We start from the raw sequence: 18,763 nt of genomic DNA on the forward strand, positions 1-18,763 counted from the left end.
AGGAAGTGAAATGGAAATCTCGTACAAGCATTCAATGCGCGCGCTGCGCGCCCTTGCTGCCGGGTGTGCCAGCATCATCGCCGCTGGCGCCGCCCAAGCGGAAACCTACAACCTCACCATCTCGTCCAGCCACCCGACGGTGCTCCCATGGGTGGGCCAGTTGTCCACCCTCGTGGTTGCCGAGTCGAACCAGCGCCTTGAGGAAATGGGCTCAGAAGACCGGATCGAATGGACGGAATCCTATGGCGGGGCGCTTTACGGGTTCAAGGACACCCTTGAAGCGGTCGGCGACGGTCTGACGGATGCGGGATGGGTTGGAACACTCTGGGAAGGTTCGAAAATGCCGCTCCAGAACATGACCTATTTCACGCCGTTCGTGTCTGACGACCTGGTGGAAACGCTGAAGATCATGAACGAACTCCACCGGGAAGTCCCGCAGCTCAAAGAGGCCTGGGAAAGCCAGAACGTTGTCTTCCTGGGTGCAAGCGGTGTCGAGACCTACCACCTCTTCACGAATTTTCCGATCAGCACCCTGAAAGACCTGGACGGTCGCAAGATCATCGCGCCCGGCCCCTCCGCCAACTGGATCAAGTCTCTTGGGGCCGTTCCGGTAAACGGGGCCTTGCCGACCTACTACAACCAGATCCAGACGGGTGTCGCCGATGGTGTCGTGGTGATTGTCACCGGCGCCGTCCCGAACAAGCTTCAGGAAGTTGCACCGCATGTCACGCTCGTTGGCCTTGGCGCGCAGATGACCGGCGGTTTCGGCATCAACAAGGATGTCTGGGAAGGTCTTTCCGACGATGTGCGCAAGGTTCTGACGGAGCTTGGTGAAGAATACACGATCGCGCATGCGGAAGAAGTTCTCAGCAGATATCGGGCTTTTCTGCAAAAGCTTCCCGAAAACGGCGCGGTTGTAAGCGCGTTGCCGGAAGCGGAGATCGAGGCCTGGGCGAGCGGCCTGCCGAACCTCGCTCAGGATTGGGTCACCGCAAATGCGGACAAGGGCGCCGGCGAAGTGCTCGAGGCCTACATGGCCAAGGTCCAGGAAGCCAACCTGTCGCCCCGCATCGACTGGTCCAATCGCTAACCGGAGGAGAACGCCGTGGCCATTTCCATAAGATCTTTCCGTCACGGCATCGACCGAACGGTAAGCGGGGTCTCTTCGCTTACCGGTGCCATAAGCGCCGCAGCATCGATCTGGATCTTCTGCCTGATGCTGCTGATCTGTTCCGACATCATCGGGCGGACCTTCTTCAACGCGCCTGTTCAGGGCGTTGCCGAGATCGTGGCAAACTCCATCGTCGCCATCGTTTTCCTGCAGGCGGGCCATACGATCATGAGCGGGCGCATGACCCGCACCGACATTCTGATAGGCAGTGTCGAAGATCATCGTCCTTTTGCTGCTGCAACGATGCGCGTCTTCTTTCACTTTGCAGGCCTTTTTGTCTTTGCCCTGATTGCCTGGGGAACCTGGCCAAAGCTGATTGACGCTTGGGTCGAGAACGAATTTTTCGGCGCCCAGGGTGTTTTCACGGCGCCGGTCTGGCCCATCAAGGCCTGTCTCTTTGGCGGCTCTCTCCTGACCTGCCTGACCTTTGCCACCCAGGTTCTGCGTGACATAAAGGATATTCTCAATGCGTCACGTGTTGAGCATCTCAGTGTCCGGCACTCGGTCAGACTTCCGCCCAAGGGGCTGCCCATCCTGATCGCCTTCGCCTTGCTTCTTGTGCTTGGTTACGGCGTCTTCATCGCAGATCTTGGCCGCATCGAAATCGGCATTGCTGCCATTGGTTTCATGTTGCTGCTGATCTTTTCCGGCGCGCATATTGCCGTCGTCCTGATCCTCTTGAGTTTTCTGGGTATCTGGCTCATTCGGGATAATCCGAATGTCGCCATGCGTTCGCTTGCCCTTGCTGCGGACGGTGCCATCAACCGTTATCTGTTCGGCGTCGTTCCGCTGTTCGTGCTCATGGGGCTGATCGTCGATACAGCGGATATCGGCCGCGACGCTTACAGGGTTGCCGCCTGGTTGCTTCAAAAGGTCCGGGGCGGTCTGGGAATGGCGACCGTTGCCGCAAATGCCGTCTTTGCTTCGATCACCGGGATTTCCATTGCCTCAGCCGCTGTCTTCTCGCGCGTGGCGGTGCCGCAGATGGTGGCCAACGGTTACAACAATCGCTTTGCGCTCGGCGTGGTCGCCGGGTCCTCCGTCCTGGGCATGTTGATACCGCCGAGCTTGCTGTTGATCATTTACGGCGTGCTTGCTGAGCAATCTGTCGGCGCGCTGTTCCTTGCCGCCATTGTGCCCGGTGTTCTGCTTGCGCTGGTTTTTGGGGTCGGCATCTACCTAATGGCACGCTACCGGCCAAAAATGGTGATGCAGAGCGATCGGCCCGTCGTTATCGAAGGGGAGACCTGGGGTACCGCCGCCGTCAAGCTGGCGCCCATTACCGCACTGATGATTATCGTTCTTGGCGGTATCTATTCGGGTTTTTTCACACCGACTGAGGCAGGGGCTGCAGGCGCCGCGGCCGCGATTGTCGTGGCGGTCATCAAGGGCAGTCTCACCTGGGCGCGCTTCTGGCGCGTTCTGGTTGACACAGGACTTGTCTCCGTCTCGATCCTGCTACTGATCATTGCGGCCTCCATGTATTCACGCATGCTGACGCTCTCGACCATCCCTCAGGAAATCACCATGCTGTTTTCCGACGCCGGTCTCGGGCTGATGGGCTTCATGCTGATCTACCTGCTGCTGGTGGTCTTGATGGGCATGATCCTCGACAGCACGTCAATCATGCTGATCATGCTGCCGTTGTCCCTGCCGATCGTCAGCAGTCTCGGTGGCGACTTGGTCTGGTTCGGAATTGTCACCGTGATTGCGGTGGAGATCGGTTTGTTGACACCACCCTTCGGCCTGACCGTCTATGTGGTGAAAGCCACGATATCGGACCGGAACACAACACTTGGCGACATTTTCATCGGCACCTTCCCGTTTGTGCTCATGATGGCATTCGTCACGTTGCTTCTCACCTTTATTCCGGCCCTCAGTCTGGTTTTCGAATAGGAGCCATCATGCAGTTTGTGGTCCATGCCATCGACAATCCCGAGATGCTGCGGCAGCGGCTCGATGTGCTTGATGCGCATCGCCGTTTTCTGGACACGGCACCTGCCGACCATGGTGTCAGGGTGCTGCTCTCCGGGCCGCTGGTCGCCGATGACGGCAGCACCATGCGCGGGTCCTTCTTTCTTCTGGAAGCACGAAGCCGGACCGAAATCGAAGCCTTGTTCGAAAAGGATCCATTGTGGGCCGCAGGTGTCTGGAATGGTGTTCAGGTTTCAGCCGTGCAGATACGGCAGAACAGTATTGGCTAAGGGAGCTACCTAAACTGTTGCTGACCTATGGATGCCTGGTTAGCAGAGATGCGTTTGACGTAGTGAACTTCCATTTTGGGGACGCTTTGTGGACTTCCGCTAGCATCGCAATCTAATTCTTCCCGTGCCAATTGAATCTGTCAGATGAAGTCGAACTACCGAACCTTATCGATTGCTAATTCGAGCATGCTCGGCGATCAGGTCTACTCCCATCTGGCTGAACAGTTCGAGATAGTCCAGCAACACCCAGTTCTCCATGATCTTGCCGCCCGCACAGCGGTAGAAATCCATGACGCGCAAGGTCAGGGGTTTGCCGGTCGCCTTGACGCCCAGATAGTCGCCCTGGTGGGTCATGGTCATGGAGGGCCAGCCGCTGACAGCGGCATAGTCGCCATCACCGATGCGGCAATAGTGGTTGCCGCCGACCCGGTCCGGGAATGCGGTCAGGAAAGCGGCGCGGTGATCCTTTTCGAAGCCGCTCCAGCGGTAGTTGGAGCCAATGCCGCCAGGACCATACCAGAGCATGTCGTCATGCCAGTAGCCGTCATCGCCGGTCTGTCCCTTCGAGGTGAAGTTCTCCGGGTCGAAGGCCTTCAGATCCGCCAGCATGGCTTCGCAGAGATCGAGTGTCTTCTCGCCGTCCGCCTGGCCCGACGGCAGGACGCCGTCGTGGGTGGCGGGACCGGGAAAGAGCATTTCTGTGCCAAGCATGTGAGGCAGGGGCAAGCAACCGGACTGACGCATCAGGTCCAACAGGTCGATGATGATCTTGGCTTCAGAAATTCGTCCGTCAGGTTCCACCCGGTAGAATTCGCCGGAGCGCAGGAAAGCGAGGTGATTTGACGGCTGAATGCCGAATAGCGGCTTTTCGAAATTGCCGACATAGTGGGTGACGCTCGCCACCCAGTGACCGCCCGGCGCGCGCCTGTTGGGGCCGCCGATGAAGATCTCATCCCGCCGGCGCACGTGTTGAAAGGCCGACTTGAGAGGTTCGAAGAAGCCCTCCAGAACCCCGGAACTTCCGTTAAGCCGGTTGACCGGAAACGCGACGTCGAACGCCACGTCTTCTCGCAAGTGTCTGGCAAGCAGGTCTTCTGTTTCACTTGGGGAGGCCGTGAGGATCGTGTTCAGGAAGTTGTGAGCTGCACGCCGGAAGTCTGACATTTGGAAGCCTGTGAAGTGGGTGTGACGAACGCAATGGAAACGAATTTGCATTCGTATGCAAAAAAACATTGCCAAATCTTTTCTGCTGTGTCTAGCTATTTTGCATACGAATGCAATTTGGCCGGCAGACAAGTTCAGGAGGGGACACTGTGGCTGAAATTCAGCTCAAGAACGTGTCGAAACGATGGGGTGGATTTGTTGGTGTCGACAATTTCGACCTGACGATCGGCGACCGCGAATTCCTGGTTCTGCTGGGACCTTCCGGCTGCGGCAAAACAACCACAATGCGCATGATTGCAGGGCTGGAGGATGCGACCGACGGCGAGATCATCATCGGCGGGCGCTTGGTCAACGACCTCGACCCGAAAGACAGGGACATCGCGATGGTGTTCCAGTCCTATGGTCTTTATCCGAACATGAATGTGTATGAGAACATTCGCTTTCCCCTGAAGGTCCGCAAGGTTGATCCGGCAACGCATGATGCCCGTGTGCTGCGGGCTGCGGAAATGGTGGAGCTGACCGATTTTCTTCATCGCAAGCCGGCGGAGCTTTCCGGAGGACAGCGTCAGCGCGTCGCTCTTGCCCGGGCAATTGTGCGCGAACCGAACGTCTTCCTGATGGACGAGCCGCTGTCGAACCTCGATGCCAAGCTGCGAGTGTCTACGCGTGCCCAGATCAAGAACCTTCAGCACGAGCTTCAAGTCACGACCATCTATGTGACTCACGACCAGATCGAGGCGATGACGCTCGCCGATCGTGTCGTTGTAATGAAAAAGGGCATTATCCAGCAGGTCGGCACTCCGACCGAAATCTACGACCGGCCCGCGAACACCTTCGTGGCGAGCTTTATCGGCTCTCCGGCCATGAACCTGATGGAAGGTCGGCTGGAGAACGGAACCTTTGTCGGCCAGCATGTCCGCATTAAGGGGTTCGCCGGTCCGGATGGCCCTGTGACGCTCGGCTTCCGCGCGGAGGATGCCTCCGTTGCACAGCAGGGCGCCGATGCCGAGGTCAACGCGCCTGTCTACACCATGGAGCTGCTTGGCGACGCGACCATGATCACCGTCAAGGCGGGTGGGGCCATGGTCTCCGTCAAAGCCCACAAGGACTACCGGATCGAAATCGATGAAACCGTTGGCCTGCATGTGCCTGCGGAGATTTGTCACCTTTTCCATCACGAGACGGGGGCACGCCTCGGCGCCTGAACTCCGTCCGCCCGGCATGAAAGCCGATCTACCCAGAGGTGCGCCCCTTCGGCGCTTGGAACAGCAGGGAGACCTGACAGATGCTTAAGAACCTTCTTCTTGCCGGTGCGATGTCACTGGCGGTTACGGGTGCCGCCGGTGCCTGCGACTTTGAAAACACCGTACCGGTGAAATCGCTGACGGCCGGCTTCGAGGCCTGGAAGGCGGTGACGGAATACATGGCCAAATGCGGCAACTTCGAAGCCGAGCTCGACCAGGAATTCCGCACCAAGCAGCCTGCCGCCTTTGCGGCCAATCCGGCGCTTTACCAGATCGGTGGCGTCGCCAATGGCACGCTGGTCCCGCTGCTTAACGAGGGCACGATCCGCCCGCTTGATGGACTTGTCGAGAAATATGGCCAGAACCTGAGCCCGAACCAGCTCATCAAGATTGACGGTCAGATCATGGCGATTGCCATGATGGTCAATGCACAGCACCTGATGTACCGGGAAGACATTCTCAAGGATCTCGGCATCGAGGTGCCGAAGACCTATGACGAGATGCTCGCGGCAGCCGAGAAGATCAAGGCAGCAGGCGTCGTCGATTATCCGATCGGCGGGACGTTCCAGACCGGCTGGAACCTCGGAGAGGAATTCGTGAACATGTATCTCGGCATGGGCGGTGAGTTCTATGCGGCGGACAACACCCCGACCATCGAGAACGAACAGGGTGTCGCCACCCTCGAAATGCTGAAAAAGCTGACCGAATACATGGATCCGGAATACCTCGTTTCGGAAAGCACCTACGTTCAGCAGCAGTTCCAGCAGGGCAAGATTGCCATGGCGAACCTGTGGGCCTCCCGCGCGGGTGCTATGGATGATCCGAACGAATCCCAGGTCGTCGGCAAGGTGAAGATGGCCGGTGCTCCGAAAGCTGCCGAACGGGCTGCTTCGACCCTCTGGTGGGACGGCATCGTCATTGCCAAGAATATTTCCGACGAGGAAGCCGAAGCTGCTTTCCGCGTCGCCATGAACGGCATGACGCCGGAAATGGTGAAGGCCAACAACGATGCAGCGGTCTGGCTGATCGACGGTTACGAGACCGGTCCGCTCTCCATAGGCGTTGTGGAAACGGCTCAGGCAGGTGCCGTGCCCTACCCGGCGAGTTCCCAGATGGGGCTGATGCATACGGCACTCGGTAACGGCGTTGCCGACTTTCTGACCGGCGCCAAGGATGCACAGACGACGCTCAAGGACATCGCTGCCGCCTATACGACGTCAGCCAAGGAAGCCGGACTGATCCAGTAACCTGCACCTGTAAAAGGCGGAGGGCGGTTCGCCCTCTGCGCCCCATCACCACAAACGCACCAGGGAGGACAGCATGAGGTTCAAGACCTTTGCCGCATTTGTCGGCCCATCCATCTTTCTCATGCTGCTCTTCATTGCGGCTCCCCTGGTCAGCGTCTTCGTGCAGAGCTTCTATATCACCCAGCCTGTCTTCGAGACGGTGGAGGTGGAGACCTGTACACCCGGTTTTCCGGCCCAGACTTGTGTTACCGAAACCAAGACCCGGCCAATGCTCGGCGACGACGGCAAGGTGGTGACATCGGTCAAATATGTTGGCTTGGAAAGTTATCGCAACGTCCTGGAGCCGGACCGGGCATGGGCGGCATTGAGCTCCTTCGATATCGGAGCATTGCTTACCATCGATTTCTGGAAGGCCCTCCGGTTCACCGTCACCTTTACGCTGGTAACGCTCCCCCTCGTTATCGGGCTCGGGCTGGCGATCGCAGTCGCGGTCAACAATGCAACGCGCGCGATCCGCGGCCCCATCATTTTCATCTCGCTGCTGCCCTTCATCATCACCCCGGTGATCGGCGCACTGTCGATCCGCTGGCTCTTCATCGGTGACGGCATCATGACCGCGTTCATCGAATGGTGGTTGCAGCAGGATATCTCGATGTTTGCACAGGGCTGGACCATCGAACTTCTGATGATGTTCTACCGGGTCTGGCACGTGGCGCCCTTCGCCTTTGTCGTCTTCTATGCGGGCTTGCAGACCGTCAACCAGGACACGCTGGAATCTGCGGTGATCGATGGCGCCAGCCGCTGGGAGCGCCTGCGCTACGTCATCGTTCCGCACCTGATGCCGCTGATCGTCTTCATCTCGCTGATCCACCTGATGGATGCCTACAGGGTGTTCGAGGAGATCGTGGGTTTCTCCAGTCAGGCGCACCGCATCTCGCTCCAATGGCTGACCTACGATTTCCTCACGCCCGACGACAGCGGCAACCGGTCGATCTCGCGCGCCTCGGCCAGCGCCATGCTGACCATGATCGGCATCGTCGTCCTGCTGGTGCCGCTTCTGCGCAAGACCTGGCGCGACCATAAGGGAGGACGGGTATGAGCGTTCCGAAGTCCATGCAGCAGCCGTTCGCGCTGCGCCTGTCCTCTGCCGGGTTCCTGGCCTTCTGGTGCCTTCTGGCAAGCTTTCCGATCTTCTGGATCGCGGTGATGAGCTTCAAGGATCCGGTCGACGCCTTTGCGTCTAACCCGCTGGAGGTGATCTTCGGCCCGGTTACGCTTGAGAGTGGAAGAGGTCTGTCCATCGTCAGCATCATCGTGGGCATCGGCGTGCTGTGGGGTTCGATCCGTCTGGCGCTCAATACGTTGCCGGGGCTGATCAAACAGTATACTCCGCCGCACCTGATCGTGGCCGGCTGGATCATCGGCGTTCTCGTCTTTGCGCTCGGTTTCCTGATCGTCTTTTTCGGCCTGCTGCCACCCGTGCTGGACGCCGTGAATTCCGTGCTCGGTCCGATCGGCAAGCCGATCCTCGGGTTGACGGCGGAACACTATCGGGCCGTCTGGGTCGAGAATGCGTTCTACGAGAATTTCATCAATTCACTGATCATTACCGCGGGCGTCGTCACCGTTTCGCTGACCGTCGGAACTCTTGCTGGTTATGGCCTTGCCCGGTCTGGTTCGGGGCTGGCCTTCTGGATCCTGATTGTTGCGCTGGTCTTCCGGGCGCTGCCGCATTCGGTTCTGGTGGCCGGTTACCTACCGCCCTTCATCAACTCAGCCGAGATCCTGCGTCCGATCCTGGGTGACGCCGCACCCACACTCTACGGCAAGCCCTGGGCAGTGATCGCCGTTCTGGTCTCGATCAACCAACCCTTCACCATCTGGATGCTGCGGTCGTTCTTCCAGAGCATCCCGACCGAGTTGGACGAAGCGGCACGTGTCGACGGCTGCACCCACTTCCAGGCCTTTCGCTGGGTGATCATGCCGGTAATGTGGCCGGGCGTCATCACCACCGGCCTTTTCAGCTTCCTGCTGGCCTATAACGACTACCTGGTCTGTTCGCTGCTTCTCGATGCGCAGAACCAGACCATGGTTCCTGCCATAGCCGGCTATTTCAACCGGGAAACCACCACGACCGACCAGGTCGAGGCGGTAGCGGCCGCCGTTTCCATCACGGCGCCTCTCTTCCTGCTGGTGATGATCTTCCAGCGCCAGATCGTCTCCGGCCTGACTGCGGGAGCGGTGAAGGGATGAGACCTGCCGAGGCCAAATTGCTTTTGATCCGGCACCCGGCACGCAACCGGCTGCCACGTGATCTCCTGTTCACTGCGTGTCCGATGAAGAGAGCCAGCATCGCGACACGTAATTTGGAGAATTGAAATGAAGGGATCCCGTCCCGAACAGGGGGTCTTGAGCCGCGACACGGATATGAGCAGGACCGATGAAACCCGCCGTGTCATCGAAAGCATGGTTGACGGCCTCAACGACCACCGGATTGCCGATATCGGTGAGTTCTTCTCGGAAGGCTTCCGCTGGATGGGCAATTTCGGCTGCGGCACCAAGACCGGCCTGAAGGAATTCCAGGACAATTGGCAAAAACCTTTCCAGGCGGCCTTTTCCGACAAGGTCTGCGTCGACGAGGCGCGGCTTTACATGGGCGAATGGGCAGCCGCCTTCGGCCGGCAGGAGGCAACCCATTCAGGTGAGTTCATGGGTGTTGCGCCGACGGGCAAGCGGGTGGAGATCCGCTACATGGATTTCTGGAAGGTGGAAAACGGCAAGATCGTCGATAACTGGGTGATGGTCGATTTTCCGCATGTGCTGGCTCAGCTCGGCAAGGACGTCTTCGCTGGTGAGGGCTGGGAAGCCTTCGACCGCGGCGAAAAGAAGCCGCTGGCACCGGGCAAGGCCGCCTGAGGGATTTGCAGGCAGCTATCCGCAACGCGCCGGAAAGCCGCCTGACCAGGACGCATTCGTATGCAAATGAGGTCTGACTTAAGCAACGGGCATGGTCCACAAGAAGGCCAAAACCCGCGTCGTGAAAGGGAAGAAACATGGCGATTGAGTATCTGAAGCGCGGCAAGCCGGAGACCGAACGGTCGGAGGAGGATGCCAAGGTTCGCTCCATCGTGGAGGCAACGCTCAAGGAGATCGAAACGCGTGGAGATGCCGCGGTTCGGGAGCTGTCGGAAAAGTTCGACAATTACACGCCTGCGTCCTTCCGGCTGAGCCAATCCGAAATCGGCGCCCTGATGAATCAGGTGTCTGCCCGCGACATGGAAGACATCAGGTTTGCCCAGGAGCAGGTGCGAAAGTTCGCAAGGGCGCAGCGCGACTCCATGCTCGACATCGAGGTGGAAACGCTCCCGGGCGTGATCCTCGGTCACAAGAACATCCCGGTTCAGTCTGTCGGCTGCTATGTGCCCGGAGGCAAGTTCCCGATGGTGGCCTCGGCGCATATGTCCGTCGCGACGGCCTCTGTCGCTGGTGTGCCGCGCATCATCGCCGCAACGCCGCCCTTCAGGGGGGCGCCCAACCCTGCGGTGATCGCGGCAATGCATCTGGGCGGGGCTCACGAGATCTATGTGCTCGGCGGTATCCAGGCGATCGGTGCCATGGCACTTGGTACGGAAACCATCGATCCGGTACATATGCTTGTCGGCCCGGGCAACGCCTTCGTCGCTGAAGCCAAGCGTCAGCTTTTCGGGCGGGTCGGCATCGACCTCTTTGCGGGGCCGACCGAGACCATGGTCATCGCCGACGAGACGGTCGATGCGGAAATGTGCGCGACCGACCTGCTCGGCCAGGCCGAGCACGGCTACAATTCGCCGGCTGTCCTGGTCACCAATTCGCGTAAGCTCGCAACCGAAACGCTTGCCGAAATCGACCGCCTCCTGCAAATCCTGCCGACCGCGGATACGGCGTCGAAATCCTGGGAAGACTATGGCGAAGTGATCCTTTGCGACACCTACGAGGAGATGCTCGCCGTCGCTGACGACATCGCGTCCGAGCACGTACAGGTGATGACCGACCGGGACGACTGGTTCCTGGAGAAAATGACCTGCTACGGCGCGCTGTTCCTGGGCCCCAGGACCAATGTCGCCAACGGCGACAAGGTGATCGGCACCAATCACACGCTGCCTACCAAGAAGGCAGGGCGTTACACCGGCGGACTCTGGGTTGGCAAGTTCCTGAAGACCCATTCCTACCAGAAGGTTCTGACCGACAAGGCTGCTGCCGAGATCGGCTCTTACTGCTCGCGTCTCTGCCTGCTGGAAGGCTTTGTCGGTCACGCCGAACAAGCCAATATTCGTGTGCGCCGCTATGGTGGCGGCAATGTGCCATATGGCGAGGCCGCCGAATAAGATGGACAGGCACACACAGCACAAGGCGCTGATCGCTCCGCTCCGGGCGGCGATGTACGACTTCGAGGAAAAGTCTGTACGCGACGCACTTGACGAGGTCTGTGTCCCGGACGTCCTTTTCCGTCTGTGCCATCCGTTCGGCGACACCACCGGCACGGACGCCTTCTACGACAAGGCCTACGCGCCCCTTCTCAAGGCCATCCCGGATCTGGAGCGCCGGGATACCATCGTCATGGCTGGTCCGACTCCTGAAGGAAACGACTGGGTCGGTTGCGGCGGTTACTACACCGGGTCCTTTGAAAAGCCGTGGCTGGACATCCCGGCGACCGGACATCAGGTCGCCATGCGCTTCCACGAGTTCTACCGCTTCGAAGAAGGCAAGGTGGTCGAGTTCCAGGCGCTCTGGGACATTCCGGAAGTGATAATGCAGGCGGGAGCCTGGCCGATGGCGCCGAGCCTTGGCCGCGAATGGCACGTGCCGGGGCCTGCGACAGAGGACGGGATCGTTCCAGGGCCGTATGACGAGGACGCTGGCTCGAAAACCTGCCAGCATATCATCGACATGCTGGAGCACCTGAAGCGCCACCCCTCCCAGGGAGGCCCGGAAGTCATGGAGATGCCGAAGTTCTGGCATCCGCGCATGAGCTGGTACGGGCCGTCCGGCATCGGCACCGGCCGCGGCATCAAAGGCTTCCGCAACTGGCACCAGATCCCGTTCCTGAACGGCATGCCCGACCGTGGGCGGTATGTCGAAGAGATCGAGTACCACTTCTTCGGCGACCGCAATTATGCCGCCGTCACCGGCTGGCCGAACATGATCCAGTCGGTGACCCACGACGGCTGGATGGGAATTGCGCCTTCCGGCAAGCGCATCACCATGCGCAGCCTCGATTTCTGGCGCGTGGAAAATGGTCTGATCCGGGAAAACTGGGTTCTGGTCGATCTTCTGGACGCCTACGCGCAATTGGATGTTGACGTCTTTCACCGGCTTCGGGAATTCAACAAGGCCCGCCCGGGCTTTGACCCTGATACCGGAGTTGCCCTTTCATGATCGACTTGCCCTCCACCCCAAGCTTTTCCCTTGCCGGCAAGAAAGTGCTGGTTGCCGGCGCTTCCTCCGGCATCGGCCTCGCCTGTGCCACGGCGCTGGCAGAAGCAGGCGGCGAGGTTGTGCTTGCCGCACGCAGGGCGGACAGGCTCGAGGAGGCCGTCGATGCCATGAGGACCCGGGGATGGAAGGCTTCGGCGCTTCAGCTCGATATTGCAGACGTGATGGAAGTCGAGATCAGTGTCGCGAAACACGGTCCCTTCGACGTCTTGGTCAACAGTGCCGGTCTTGCCCGCCACACTCCGGCTGTCGAGACGACACCGGAGGACTTCGATGCTGTCATGAACGTCAATCTGCGCGGCGCTTACTTCGTGACCCGGTGCGTCGCCAAGGAGCTGATCGCGGCGGGGCGACCCGGGTCGCTGATCAACATGTCCTCGCAGATGGCTCATGTCGGCGGCATCGACCGGGCCGTCTACTGCGCTTCGAAATTTGCCGTCGAGGGCTTTACCAAGGCGATGGCGCTGGAATTCGGGCCCAGGAAAATTCGCGTCAACACCATCTGCCCGACTTTCATCCGCACGCCGCTTACCGAACAGACCTTCGACAATCCGGACCGGGTGAAGTGGATAGAGGAGAAGATCAAGCTCGGCCGGACAGGGACGGTCGAGGATCTGATGGGCGCGGTGCTTTACCTAGCCAGCGACGCTTCCTCCCTTGTGACCGGTACCTCGCTGCTGGTTGACGGAGGTTGGACGGCAGACTGATGAGCAACGATAAGATCACGTCCATCGAAGTTGCCAGGCTGGCAGGCGTTAGCCAGTCAGCGGTGAGCAGGGTGTTCACGCCCGGCGCGTCGGTTTCGCCCAAAATGGCGGAAAAGGTGCTGAAGGCGGCAGAAGAACTCGGCTACCGGCCCAACGTGTTGGCACGATCCCTGATCACGGGGCGCTCGAAAATCATCGGTCTCGTCGTCGCCTATCTCGACAATCAGTTCTATCCGGACGCTCTGGAAAAGCTCTCCAATGCGCTGCAGGCGCACGGTTACCACATCCTGGTCTTCATGGTTTCCAACGACGATGCCAGTGTCGACAAGGTCATGGGCGAGCTGCTGGATTATCAGGTTGACGGCATCATCACCGCTTCGGTTGCCATGTCCAACGCCCTCACCGGGCGCTGCGCAGCGGCTGGTGTTCCGGTAGTCCTCTTCAACCGCGGCCAGGATGACGACAGGCTCAACCAGGTCACCTCCGACAATTTCGAGGGCGGCCGCAAGATTGCGGAGTTCCTGGCGGCCGGTGGTCACAGGCGTATCGCACACATCGCGGGATGGGGCGGATCCTCCACCGGGCGGGACCGTGAAGCCGGCTTCCGGCAGGGTTTGGCGGACGCAGGCCTCAAACTCTCCGCCTGCATCGACGGCATGTACAAGCGTGAGACGGCCGCTGCCGCCGCAAGGGATCTCTTTTCAGGCAAGGACCATCCCGACGCTGTTTTTGTCGGCAACGACCACATGGCCTTTGCGGTAATGGATGTCCTGCGGTTCGAGCTAAAGCTCGACGTGCCCGGCGATGTCTCCGTCGTCGGCTACGACGACGTGCCCTTGGCCTCCTGGCCCGCCTACAACCTCACGACCCTGCGCCAGCCCTCCAACCGCATGGTGGAAGCCACGGTCTCGACCCTGCTCGGCTGGATCGAGGAAGGCAGCACGGAGGTCCGAAAGATCAAGATCGACGGACCTCTGATGGTCCGCGGTTCCGCCCGTATACCTCAAGGATGGCCCAATGAAAGGCTTTGACCCGCGCTGGAAGGACTTCCCCGACTACATCATCGGGATCACCAGGGAGATCTGGGAAGATCGCAAGATCGCGACCCTGCATCACTATTATTCCGAGGACATCGTCGTCCGCTCGCCGGCCTCCGTCGTGACGGGCAACAAGGGCGTGATTGGCGCCACCATGGCGACCCTGGCGGAATTTCCGGATCGCACGCTCCTTGGTGAGGACGTCATCTGGTCGGGTTCACCGGAAGAGGGAATGCTGTCCTCCCACCGCATTGTTTCGACGGCGACCCATCTCGGCGATGGTGTCTACGGCAAGGCCACAGGCAGGAAACTGCGGTACCGGATCATCGCCGACTGTCATGCGATCAACAACCAGATCAACGACGAATGGCTCATCCGCGACCAGGGGGCCATCGTGCGCCAGATGGGGTGGGAACCGAAGGCCTACGCCCATGACCTCATCGAGCGGGAAGGCGGACCCGAAGCCTGCGTCCGTCCCTTCTCGCCGGAGATCGACAAGCCCGGCCCATACAAGGGCATGGGTAACGATAACGAATGGGGCGCGAAATACGCCGACATTCTGACCCGCATCATGAGCGCCGACATGGCCGCCATCGAGAGTGAATATGACCGTGCCTGTCAGCTCTCCTATCCGGGAGGCGTTGATGGTTGCTCATGGGGAGACGCGGACCGGTTCTGGATGGGGCTGCGCGCAAGTTTCCCGTCGGCCGAGTTCAGGATCGAGCACCAGATTGGGCGCGACGATCCCCTAATGCCGCCTCGCGCCGCTTTGCGGTGGTCGCTTCACGGCAAGCATGATGGTTGGGGCGTCTTCGGCACCCCAACCGGTGCCGATGTCCATGTGATGGGCGCGGCCCATGCCGAGTTCGGCCCCTGGGGGCTGCGCCGCGAATATGTGCTCTTCGACGAAACCTCGATCTGGAAACAGATTGCTCTCAGGACCGGCTGATCCGTCAGCCAGAAATGCCATAGGCCCCATCATGACCCCTCAAGAAATGGAAACCCGGATCGTCCGTTACGGCGATCTGAAACCCTGCCGCACCGCCTTCATCGACGCCCACACACCAGGTTCCGATCAGAAGGAGAACTTCACGATCATCGGCGGCGGTGTGTCCGAAAGCCCGGACCAGCATGTCCACATCAAGGAAACCCCGGGCTTCAACATCGGCGCAGCCGGCCAGCCTCCCAAGTGCCGAAATTCCCTGCATTCTCACCGGACTGCGGAAGTGTTCTTCGTGCTTAAAGGGCGCTGGCGCTTCTTCTGGGGGCGTTGGGGCACGGCCGGCGAGGTGGTCCTGGAAGAAGGCGACATCTTCAACATCCCGACCGGCATCTTCCGAGGTTTTGAAAATATCGGCACGGACTACGGGATGATCATGGCGATCCTCGGCGGTGACGATGCCGGCGGCGGTGTCATCTGGGCGCCGCAGGTGATCGAAGACGCAAAGGAACATGGGCTTGTGCTCGGGGAAAACGGTGTTCTCTATGACAGCAAGAAGGGTCAGTCGCTTCCCTCAGGTGTTCGGCCGATGCCGCTCCTGAGCGACGAGGAACTCAAAGATTTTCCGGAGCCGGAAAACGCCGCGGTCGTCAGCCATTATGTGGCCCGTTACTGGGACATGATGGCATTGGCTGCGAAGCGGCCCTGCAAGGTGATCGGCGAGACCGCGCTCCTGAAGGACAAGCCCGGTTTCGAGGTCGAATTCCTGACCCGCGGATCTATCCCGGAAACGGCCTATACCCTGAACGCCCATGAGGTTCTGATGGTCATGCGTGGCCATTGGAAGCTGACCTGGTCGGACGGCGAGAAAGTGCTGGCGCCGGGCGACACCTGCGCCGTGCCGCCGGGCCTGGAGCACAGCCTGGCCCCATCCATGAGCGGCGAGGCAAGCCTCTACCGGGTGATGAACACCAACGATGCCGCAGGACCGACCTGGGTCGGGTGAAAAGAGTGCAGGAGCGGGAGGTAACCATGAGCAAGCTTGAAGTCACCCATGTCGGCTCGCTACCGCGAACGCAGACTGTTGTCGATTTCATCTTCGCGCGCGAGAACGGAGAGCCCTATCAGGAAGCCGAATTCGACGCCGCGATGACAGAGGCCGTCTCCGAGACCGTGCGGAAACAAGTCGAGGCCGGTGTTTCGATCGTCAGCGACGGCAAAACCTCGAAGATCTCCTATGCTACCTACGTGAAGGACCGCTACACTGGATTTTCCGGCGACAGCCCGCGCAATGCTCCGGCGGATCTCAAGCTCTATCCCAGTTTCCTGAAGCGGATTGCGGAAAGCGGCGGCACGCCGAAATACGCAAGGCCCATGTGCACCGGTGAAGTGCGTTCCAAGGGGCAGGGAGAGCTCGAAAAGGACATTGCCAACCTCAAGGCGGCAATGGCCGAGCATGGCGCCGGCCGCGGTTTCATGAACGCGGCTTCGCCGGGCGTGATCTCGCTGTTCCTTCAGAACGATTTCTATCCCAGCCGGGACGCCTACCTGGCAGCGCTCGCCGACGTGATGAAGGCGGAATACGAGACAATCGTGGCCTCCGGGCTCGATCTTCAGCTCGACTGTCCGGACCTGGCGCTGTCCCGGCACATGTTGTTCACGGATCTTTCGGACGAGGAGTTCGTCAAGGTTGCGGCGAGCCATGTCGAGGCCCTCAACCACGCGCTCTCAGATATCGACCCGGCAAAGGTGCGCATTCACATTTGCTGGGGCAATTACGAAGGCCCGCATGTCTGCGATATTTCCATGGACAAGGTCTTTTCCACGCTGATGTCCGCCCGGGCCAATTATGTATTGTTCGAAACCTCCAATCCACGTCACGCCCATGAATGGACGGTCTTTCGCGACCGCAAGGCGGAGATCCCGGAAGACAAGACCCTGGTGCCCGGTGTCGTCGACACGACCACCAACTTTGTCGAGCACCCGGAAGTCCTTGCGCAGCGCCTTGACAGGTTTACAGCCATCGTGGGCAAGGACCGGGTGATCGCGGGGTCCGATTGCGGCTTCGGCACATTTGCCGGCTTCGGCGCGGTCGATCCGGACATAGCCTATGCCAAGCTCGGTGCGCTTGCTGAAGGGGCTGCCATCGCGGGAGCCAGGGCGTGACACCGCTTGTCCTTCTGCCAGGCATGATGTGTGATGCCCGTCTCTACGTGCCACAGATCGCTGCACTGTCAGGCCGGGTGCCGATCCATCTGGCGCCAATCACGGAAAGAGCAAGCGTCGAAGAGTTGGCGGCAGATGTTCTGGATACCGCTCCGCCGCGCTTCGCACTGGCAGGACTGTCCATGGGCGGCATCGTCGCGATGGAAGTCCTACGGCAATCGCCGGACCGGATCGATCGTCTGGCGCTACTTGATACAAATCCAAGGGCTGAGCTGGACGAAGTCAAGGCGCGCCGCGAACCGCAGATCGACAAGGTCCTTTCCGGTGGTCTCAGGGAGGTTATGCGCGACGAGCTCAAGCCGAATTATCTCGCCAACGGCCCTTCTCGCCAGTTCGTGCTCGATCTCTGCATGGCCATGGCGCTCGAACTCGGACCGCAGGTCTTCGAACGGCAATCGCGCGCGCTCCAGAGCCGTCCGGACCAGCAGGACACTCTGAAAAGGGTTACCTGTCCGACCCTTGTTCTCATGGGCGCCGAGGACCGGCTCTGTCCGATCGATCGGCACGAGCTGATGCACCAACTCATTGAGAGCTCGACACTTCAAATCATCGACGGAGCCGGACACCTGCCCACCCTGGAGCAGCCGGACGCCGTCAACGCCGCTCTCAAGACCTGGCTGGAAATCTGATGTACCTTGAACTCCTGGAACTTCTAAAATCCGTCGACACCCCGACCGTCTGCAACGCCATCGAGGTCGCCGAGGGTCGGCGCGGCTTCAACCGGTTCACCCGCGGCACCATGCTGTGTTCCGATCCTGGGGGGGGAGCCATGGTCGGTTTCGCCCGGACGGCCAAGATATCAGCGCTCGCACCGCCGACCGAAACTCTCGAGGTCATCAAGGCAAGGCGGATGGACTATTACCGTTACATGTCCGAGGGGCCGCGTCCGGCGGTGACTGTGGTCGAGGATGTCGATTACCCGAATGCGATCGGCGCCTATTGGGGTGAGATCAACACCACTGTGCACAAGGGCTTCGGCCTCTCCGGAGCACTCACCAACGGCGTTATGCGCGACCTTGGCGATCTGCCCGACGGCTTTCCGGTCGTTGCGGGCTCCATCGGCCCGAGCCACGGCTATGTGCATGTGAAAGAAATCGATACGCTGGTGAAGATCTTTGGTCTCGACATTCACCCTGGAGACCTCGTACATGCCGACCGTCACGGCGCACTGGTGGTGCCGGACGCAGTTATCCCGAGCCTTGGGGAGGCAATCCGCAAGCTGCTGCAAACAGAAAAAATCGTACTCGGGCCTGCGAGGGAAGCGGGTTTTGACTTTGCAAAATTCGAGGCGGCCTGGTCAGCTTTCGAGAAGGCCCGCACCTAGGGTCCGAACCTTAGCTTTGGCATTACC

The 18,763-nt window shown here is 60.0% G+C and carries 18 protein-coding genes; 17 read left to right on the forward strand and 1 reads right to left on the reverse strand.

Translation table 11 applies throughout. The features are described 5' to 3' along the window. The first annotated feature begins 10 nt into the window (after nt 1-10). Genes ACYQ54_RS07965 through ACYQ54_RS07975 form a run of 3 tightly spaced genes read left to right on the forward strand, consistent with a single transcriptional unit; the run spans nt 11 to nt 3,375 of the window. Nucleotides 11-1,090: a C4-dicarboxylate TRAP transporter substrate-binding protein gene (locus ACYQ54_RS07965; protein WP_460080912.1), complete on the forward strand. Its 1,080-nt coding sequence runs from the start codon at nt 11-13 to the stop codon at nt 1,088-1,090. A 15-nt stretch (nt 1,091-1,105) separates the two neighbouring features. Then, a complete protein-coding gene (locus ACYQ54_RS07970) occupies nt 1,106-3,067 on the forward strand; it encodes a TRAP transporter large permease subunit (protein WP_460080914.1) in 1,962 nt (653 codons plus the stop codon). Nucleotides 3,068-3,075: 8 nt separating this feature from the next. After that, on the forward strand, nt 3,076-3,375 hold the full coding sequence (locus ACYQ54_RS07975) for a YciI family protein (protein WP_460080916.1): 300 nt from the start codon (nt 3,076-3,078) through the stop codon (nt 3,373-3,375). Nucleotides 3,376-3,540: 165 nt separating this feature from the next. On the opposite strand, the gene ACYQ54_RS07980 is transcribed toward ACYQ54_RS07975, so the two are convergent. After that, entirely contained in the window at nt 3,541-4,539 is a 999-nt protein-coding gene (locus tag ACYQ54_RS07980) for a nuclear transport factor 2 family protein (RefSeq protein ID WP_460080919.1), read from the reverse strand. Between the two features lie 149 nt (nt 4,540-4,688). On the opposite strand from ACYQ54_RS07980, the gene ACYQ54_RS07985 reads away from it, so the two are divergent. The 14 genes from ACYQ54_RS07985 (at nt 4,689) to ACYQ54_RS08050 (ending at nt 18,736) form a co-directional block, all read left to right on the forward strand. Beyond that, a complete protein-coding gene (locus ACYQ54_RS07985) occupies nt 4,689-5,744 on the forward strand; it encodes an ABC transporter ATP-binding protein (RefSeq protein WP_460080921.1) in 1,056 nt (351 codons plus the stop codon). An 80-nt stretch (nt 5,745-5,824) separates the two neighbouring features. After that, on the forward strand, nt 5,825-7,030 hold the full coding sequence (locus ACYQ54_RS07990; RefSeq protein WP_460080924.1) for an ABC transporter substrate-binding protein: 1,206 nt from the start codon (nt 5,825-5,827) through the stop codon (nt 7,028-7,030). 73 nt (nt 7,031-7,103) lie between these two features. Beyond that, the gene (locus tag ACYQ54_RS07995; protein WP_460080927.1) at nt 7,104-8,129 is read left to right on the forward strand and encodes a carbohydrate ABC transporter permease; all 1,026 of its coding nucleotides are present in this window, start codon (nt 7,104-7,106) and stop codon (nt 8,127-8,129) included. Continuing rightward, nucleotides 8,126-9,283 carry a carbohydrate ABC transporter permease gene (locus ACYQ54_RS08000; RefSeq protein WP_460080928.1) on the forward strand — a complete coding sequence of 386 codons (1,158 nt, stop codon included), beginning with the start codon at nt 8,126-8,128 and terminating at the stop codon, nt 9,281-9,283. The genes ACYQ54_RS07995 and ACYQ54_RS08000 overlap by 4 nt, the downstream gene beginning before the upstream one ends. Nucleotides 9,284-9,409: 126 nt before the next feature. Continuing rightward, nucleotides 9,410-9,946 carry an ester cyclase gene (locus ACYQ54_RS08005; RefSeq protein ID WP_460080931.1) on the forward strand — a complete coding sequence of 179 codons (537 nt, stop codon included), beginning with the start codon at nt 9,410-9,412 and terminating at the stop codon, nt 9,944-9,946. 137 nt (nt 9,947-10,083) lie between these two features. Further along, nucleotides 10,084-11,394, forward strand: coding sequence for a histidinol dehydrogenase (gene hisD / locus ACYQ54_RS08010; protein ID WP_460080933.1), 1,311 nt, complete (start codon nt 10,084-10,086; stop codon nt 11,392-11,394). 1 nt (nt 11,395) lies between these two features. Beyond that, nucleotides 11,396-12,445, forward strand: coding sequence for an ester cyclase (locus ACYQ54_RS08015; protein ID WP_460080935.1), 1,050 nt, complete (start codon nt 11,396-11,398; stop codon nt 12,443-12,445). Continuing rightward, the gene (locus ACYQ54_RS08020; protein WP_460080937.1) at nt 12,442-13,209 is read left to right on the forward strand and encodes an SDR family NAD(P)-dependent oxidoreductase; all 768 of its coding nucleotides are present in this window, start codon (nt 12,442-12,444) and stop codon (nt 13,207-13,209) included. Before ACYQ54_RS08015 ends, ACYQ54_RS08020 begins: the two co-directional genes overlap by 4 nt. After that, on the forward strand, nt 13,209-14,240 hold the full coding sequence (locus ACYQ54_RS08025) for a LacI family DNA-binding transcriptional regulator (protein WP_460080939.1): 1,032 nt from the start codon (nt 13,209-13,211) through the stop codon (nt 14,238-14,240). Before ACYQ54_RS08020 ends, ACYQ54_RS08025 begins: the two co-directional genes overlap by 1 nt. After that, nucleotides 14,227-15,195 carry a nuclear transport factor 2 family protein gene (locus ACYQ54_RS08030; protein WP_460080941.1) on the forward strand — a complete coding sequence of 323 codons (969 nt, stop codon included), beginning with the start codon at nt 14,227-14,229 and terminating at the stop codon, nt 15,193-15,195. The genes ACYQ54_RS08025 and ACYQ54_RS08030 overlap by 14 nt, the downstream gene beginning before the upstream one ends. 31 nt (nt 15,196-15,226) lie before the next feature. Next, nucleotides 15,227-16,192, forward strand: a complete 966-nt coding sequence (locus ACYQ54_RS08035) for a cupin domain-containing protein (RefSeq protein ID WP_460080943.1) — start codon at nt 15,227-15,229, stop codon at nt 16,190-16,192. A gap of 26 nt (nt 16,193-16,218) precedes the next feature. Beyond that, the gene (locus ACYQ54_RS08040) at nt 16,219-17,352 is read left to right on the forward strand and encodes a cobalamin-independent methionine synthase II family protein (RefSeq protein WP_460080945.1); all 1,134 of its coding nucleotides are present in this window, start codon (nt 16,219-16,221) and stop codon (nt 17,350-17,352) included. Then, nucleotides 17,349-18,041: an alpha/beta fold hydrolase gene (locus ACYQ54_RS08045; RefSeq protein ID WP_460080947.1), complete on the forward strand. Its 693-nt coding sequence runs from the start codon at nt 17,349-17,351 to the stop codon at nt 18,039-18,041. Before ACYQ54_RS08040 ends, ACYQ54_RS08045 begins: the two co-directional genes overlap by 4 nt. After that, nucleotides 18,041-18,736, forward strand: a complete 696-nt coding sequence (locus tag ACYQ54_RS08050; RefSeq protein WP_460080948.1) for an RraA family protein — start codon at nt 18,041-18,043, stop codon at nt 18,734-18,736. Before ACYQ54_RS08045 ends, ACYQ54_RS08050 begins: the two co-directional genes overlap by 1 nt. Nucleotides 18,737-18,763: the final 27 nt, after the last annotated feature.

It is taken from the genome of Roseibium sp. LAB1 (assembly GCF_054658235.1).

Excerpts from the sequence above, each read along its gene's own strand:
- ACYQ54_RS07965 (WP_460080912.1), top strand. The coding sequence starts at position 11 with ATGGAAATCTCGTACAAGCATTCAATGCGCGCGCTGCGCGCCCTTGCT.
- ACYQ54_RS07975 (WP_460080916.1), top strand. The coding sequence starts at position 3,076 with ATGCAGTTTGTGGTCCATGCCATCGACAATCCCGAGATGCTGCGGCAG.
- ACYQ54_RS07980 (WP_460080919.1), bottom strand. The coding sequence starts at position 4,539 with ATGTCAGACTTCCGGCGTGCAGCTCACAACTTCCTGAACACGATCCTC.
- ACYQ54_RS07990 (WP_460080924.1), top strand. The coding sequence starts at position 5,825 with ATGCTTAAGAACCTTCTTCTTGCCGGTGCGATGTCACTGGCGGTTACG.
- ACYQ54_RS07995 (WP_460080927.1), top strand. The coding sequence starts at position 7,104 with ATGAGGTTCAAGACCTTTGCCGCATTTGTCGGCCCATCCATCTTTCTC.
- ACYQ54_RS08000 (WP_460080928.1), top strand. The coding sequence starts at position 8,126 with ATGAGCGTTCCGAAGTCCATGCAGCAGCCGTTCGCGCTGCGCCTGTCC.
- ACYQ54_RS08005 (WP_460080931.1), top strand. The coding sequence starts at position 9,410 with ATGAAGGGATCCCGTCCCGAACAGGGGGTCTTGAGCCGCGACACGGAT.
- hisD (WP_460080933.1), top strand. The coding sequence starts at position 10,084 with ATGGCGATTGAGTATCTGAAGCGCGGCAAGCCGGAGACCGAACGGTCG.
- ACYQ54_RS08015 (WP_460080935.1), top strand. The coding sequence starts at position 11,396 with ATGGACAGGCACACACAGCACAAGGCGCTGATCGCTCCGCTCCGGGCG.
- ACYQ54_RS08020 (WP_460080937.1), top strand. The coding sequence starts at position 12,442 with ATGATCGACTTGCCCTCCACCCCAAGCTTTTCCCTTGCCGGCAAGAAA.
- ACYQ54_RS08025 (WP_460080939.1), top strand. The coding sequence starts at position 13,209 with ATGAGCAACGATAAGATCACGTCCATCGAAGTTGCCAGGCTGGCAGGC.
- ACYQ54_RS08030 (WP_460080941.1), top strand. The coding sequence starts at position 14,227 with ATGAAAGGCTTTGACCCGCGCTGGAAGGACTTCCCCGACTACATCATC.
- ACYQ54_RS08035 (WP_460080943.1), top strand. The coding sequence starts at position 15,227 with ATGACCCCTCAAGAAATGGAAACCCGGATCGTCCGTTACGGCGATCTG.
- ACYQ54_RS08040 (WP_460080945.1), top strand. The coding sequence starts at position 16,219 with ATGAGCAAGCTTGAAGTCACCCATGTCGGCTCGCTACCGCGAACGCAG.
- ACYQ54_RS08050 (WP_460080948.1), top strand. The coding sequence starts at position 18,041 with ATGTACCTTGAACTCCTGGAACTTCTAAAATCCGTCGACACCCCGACC.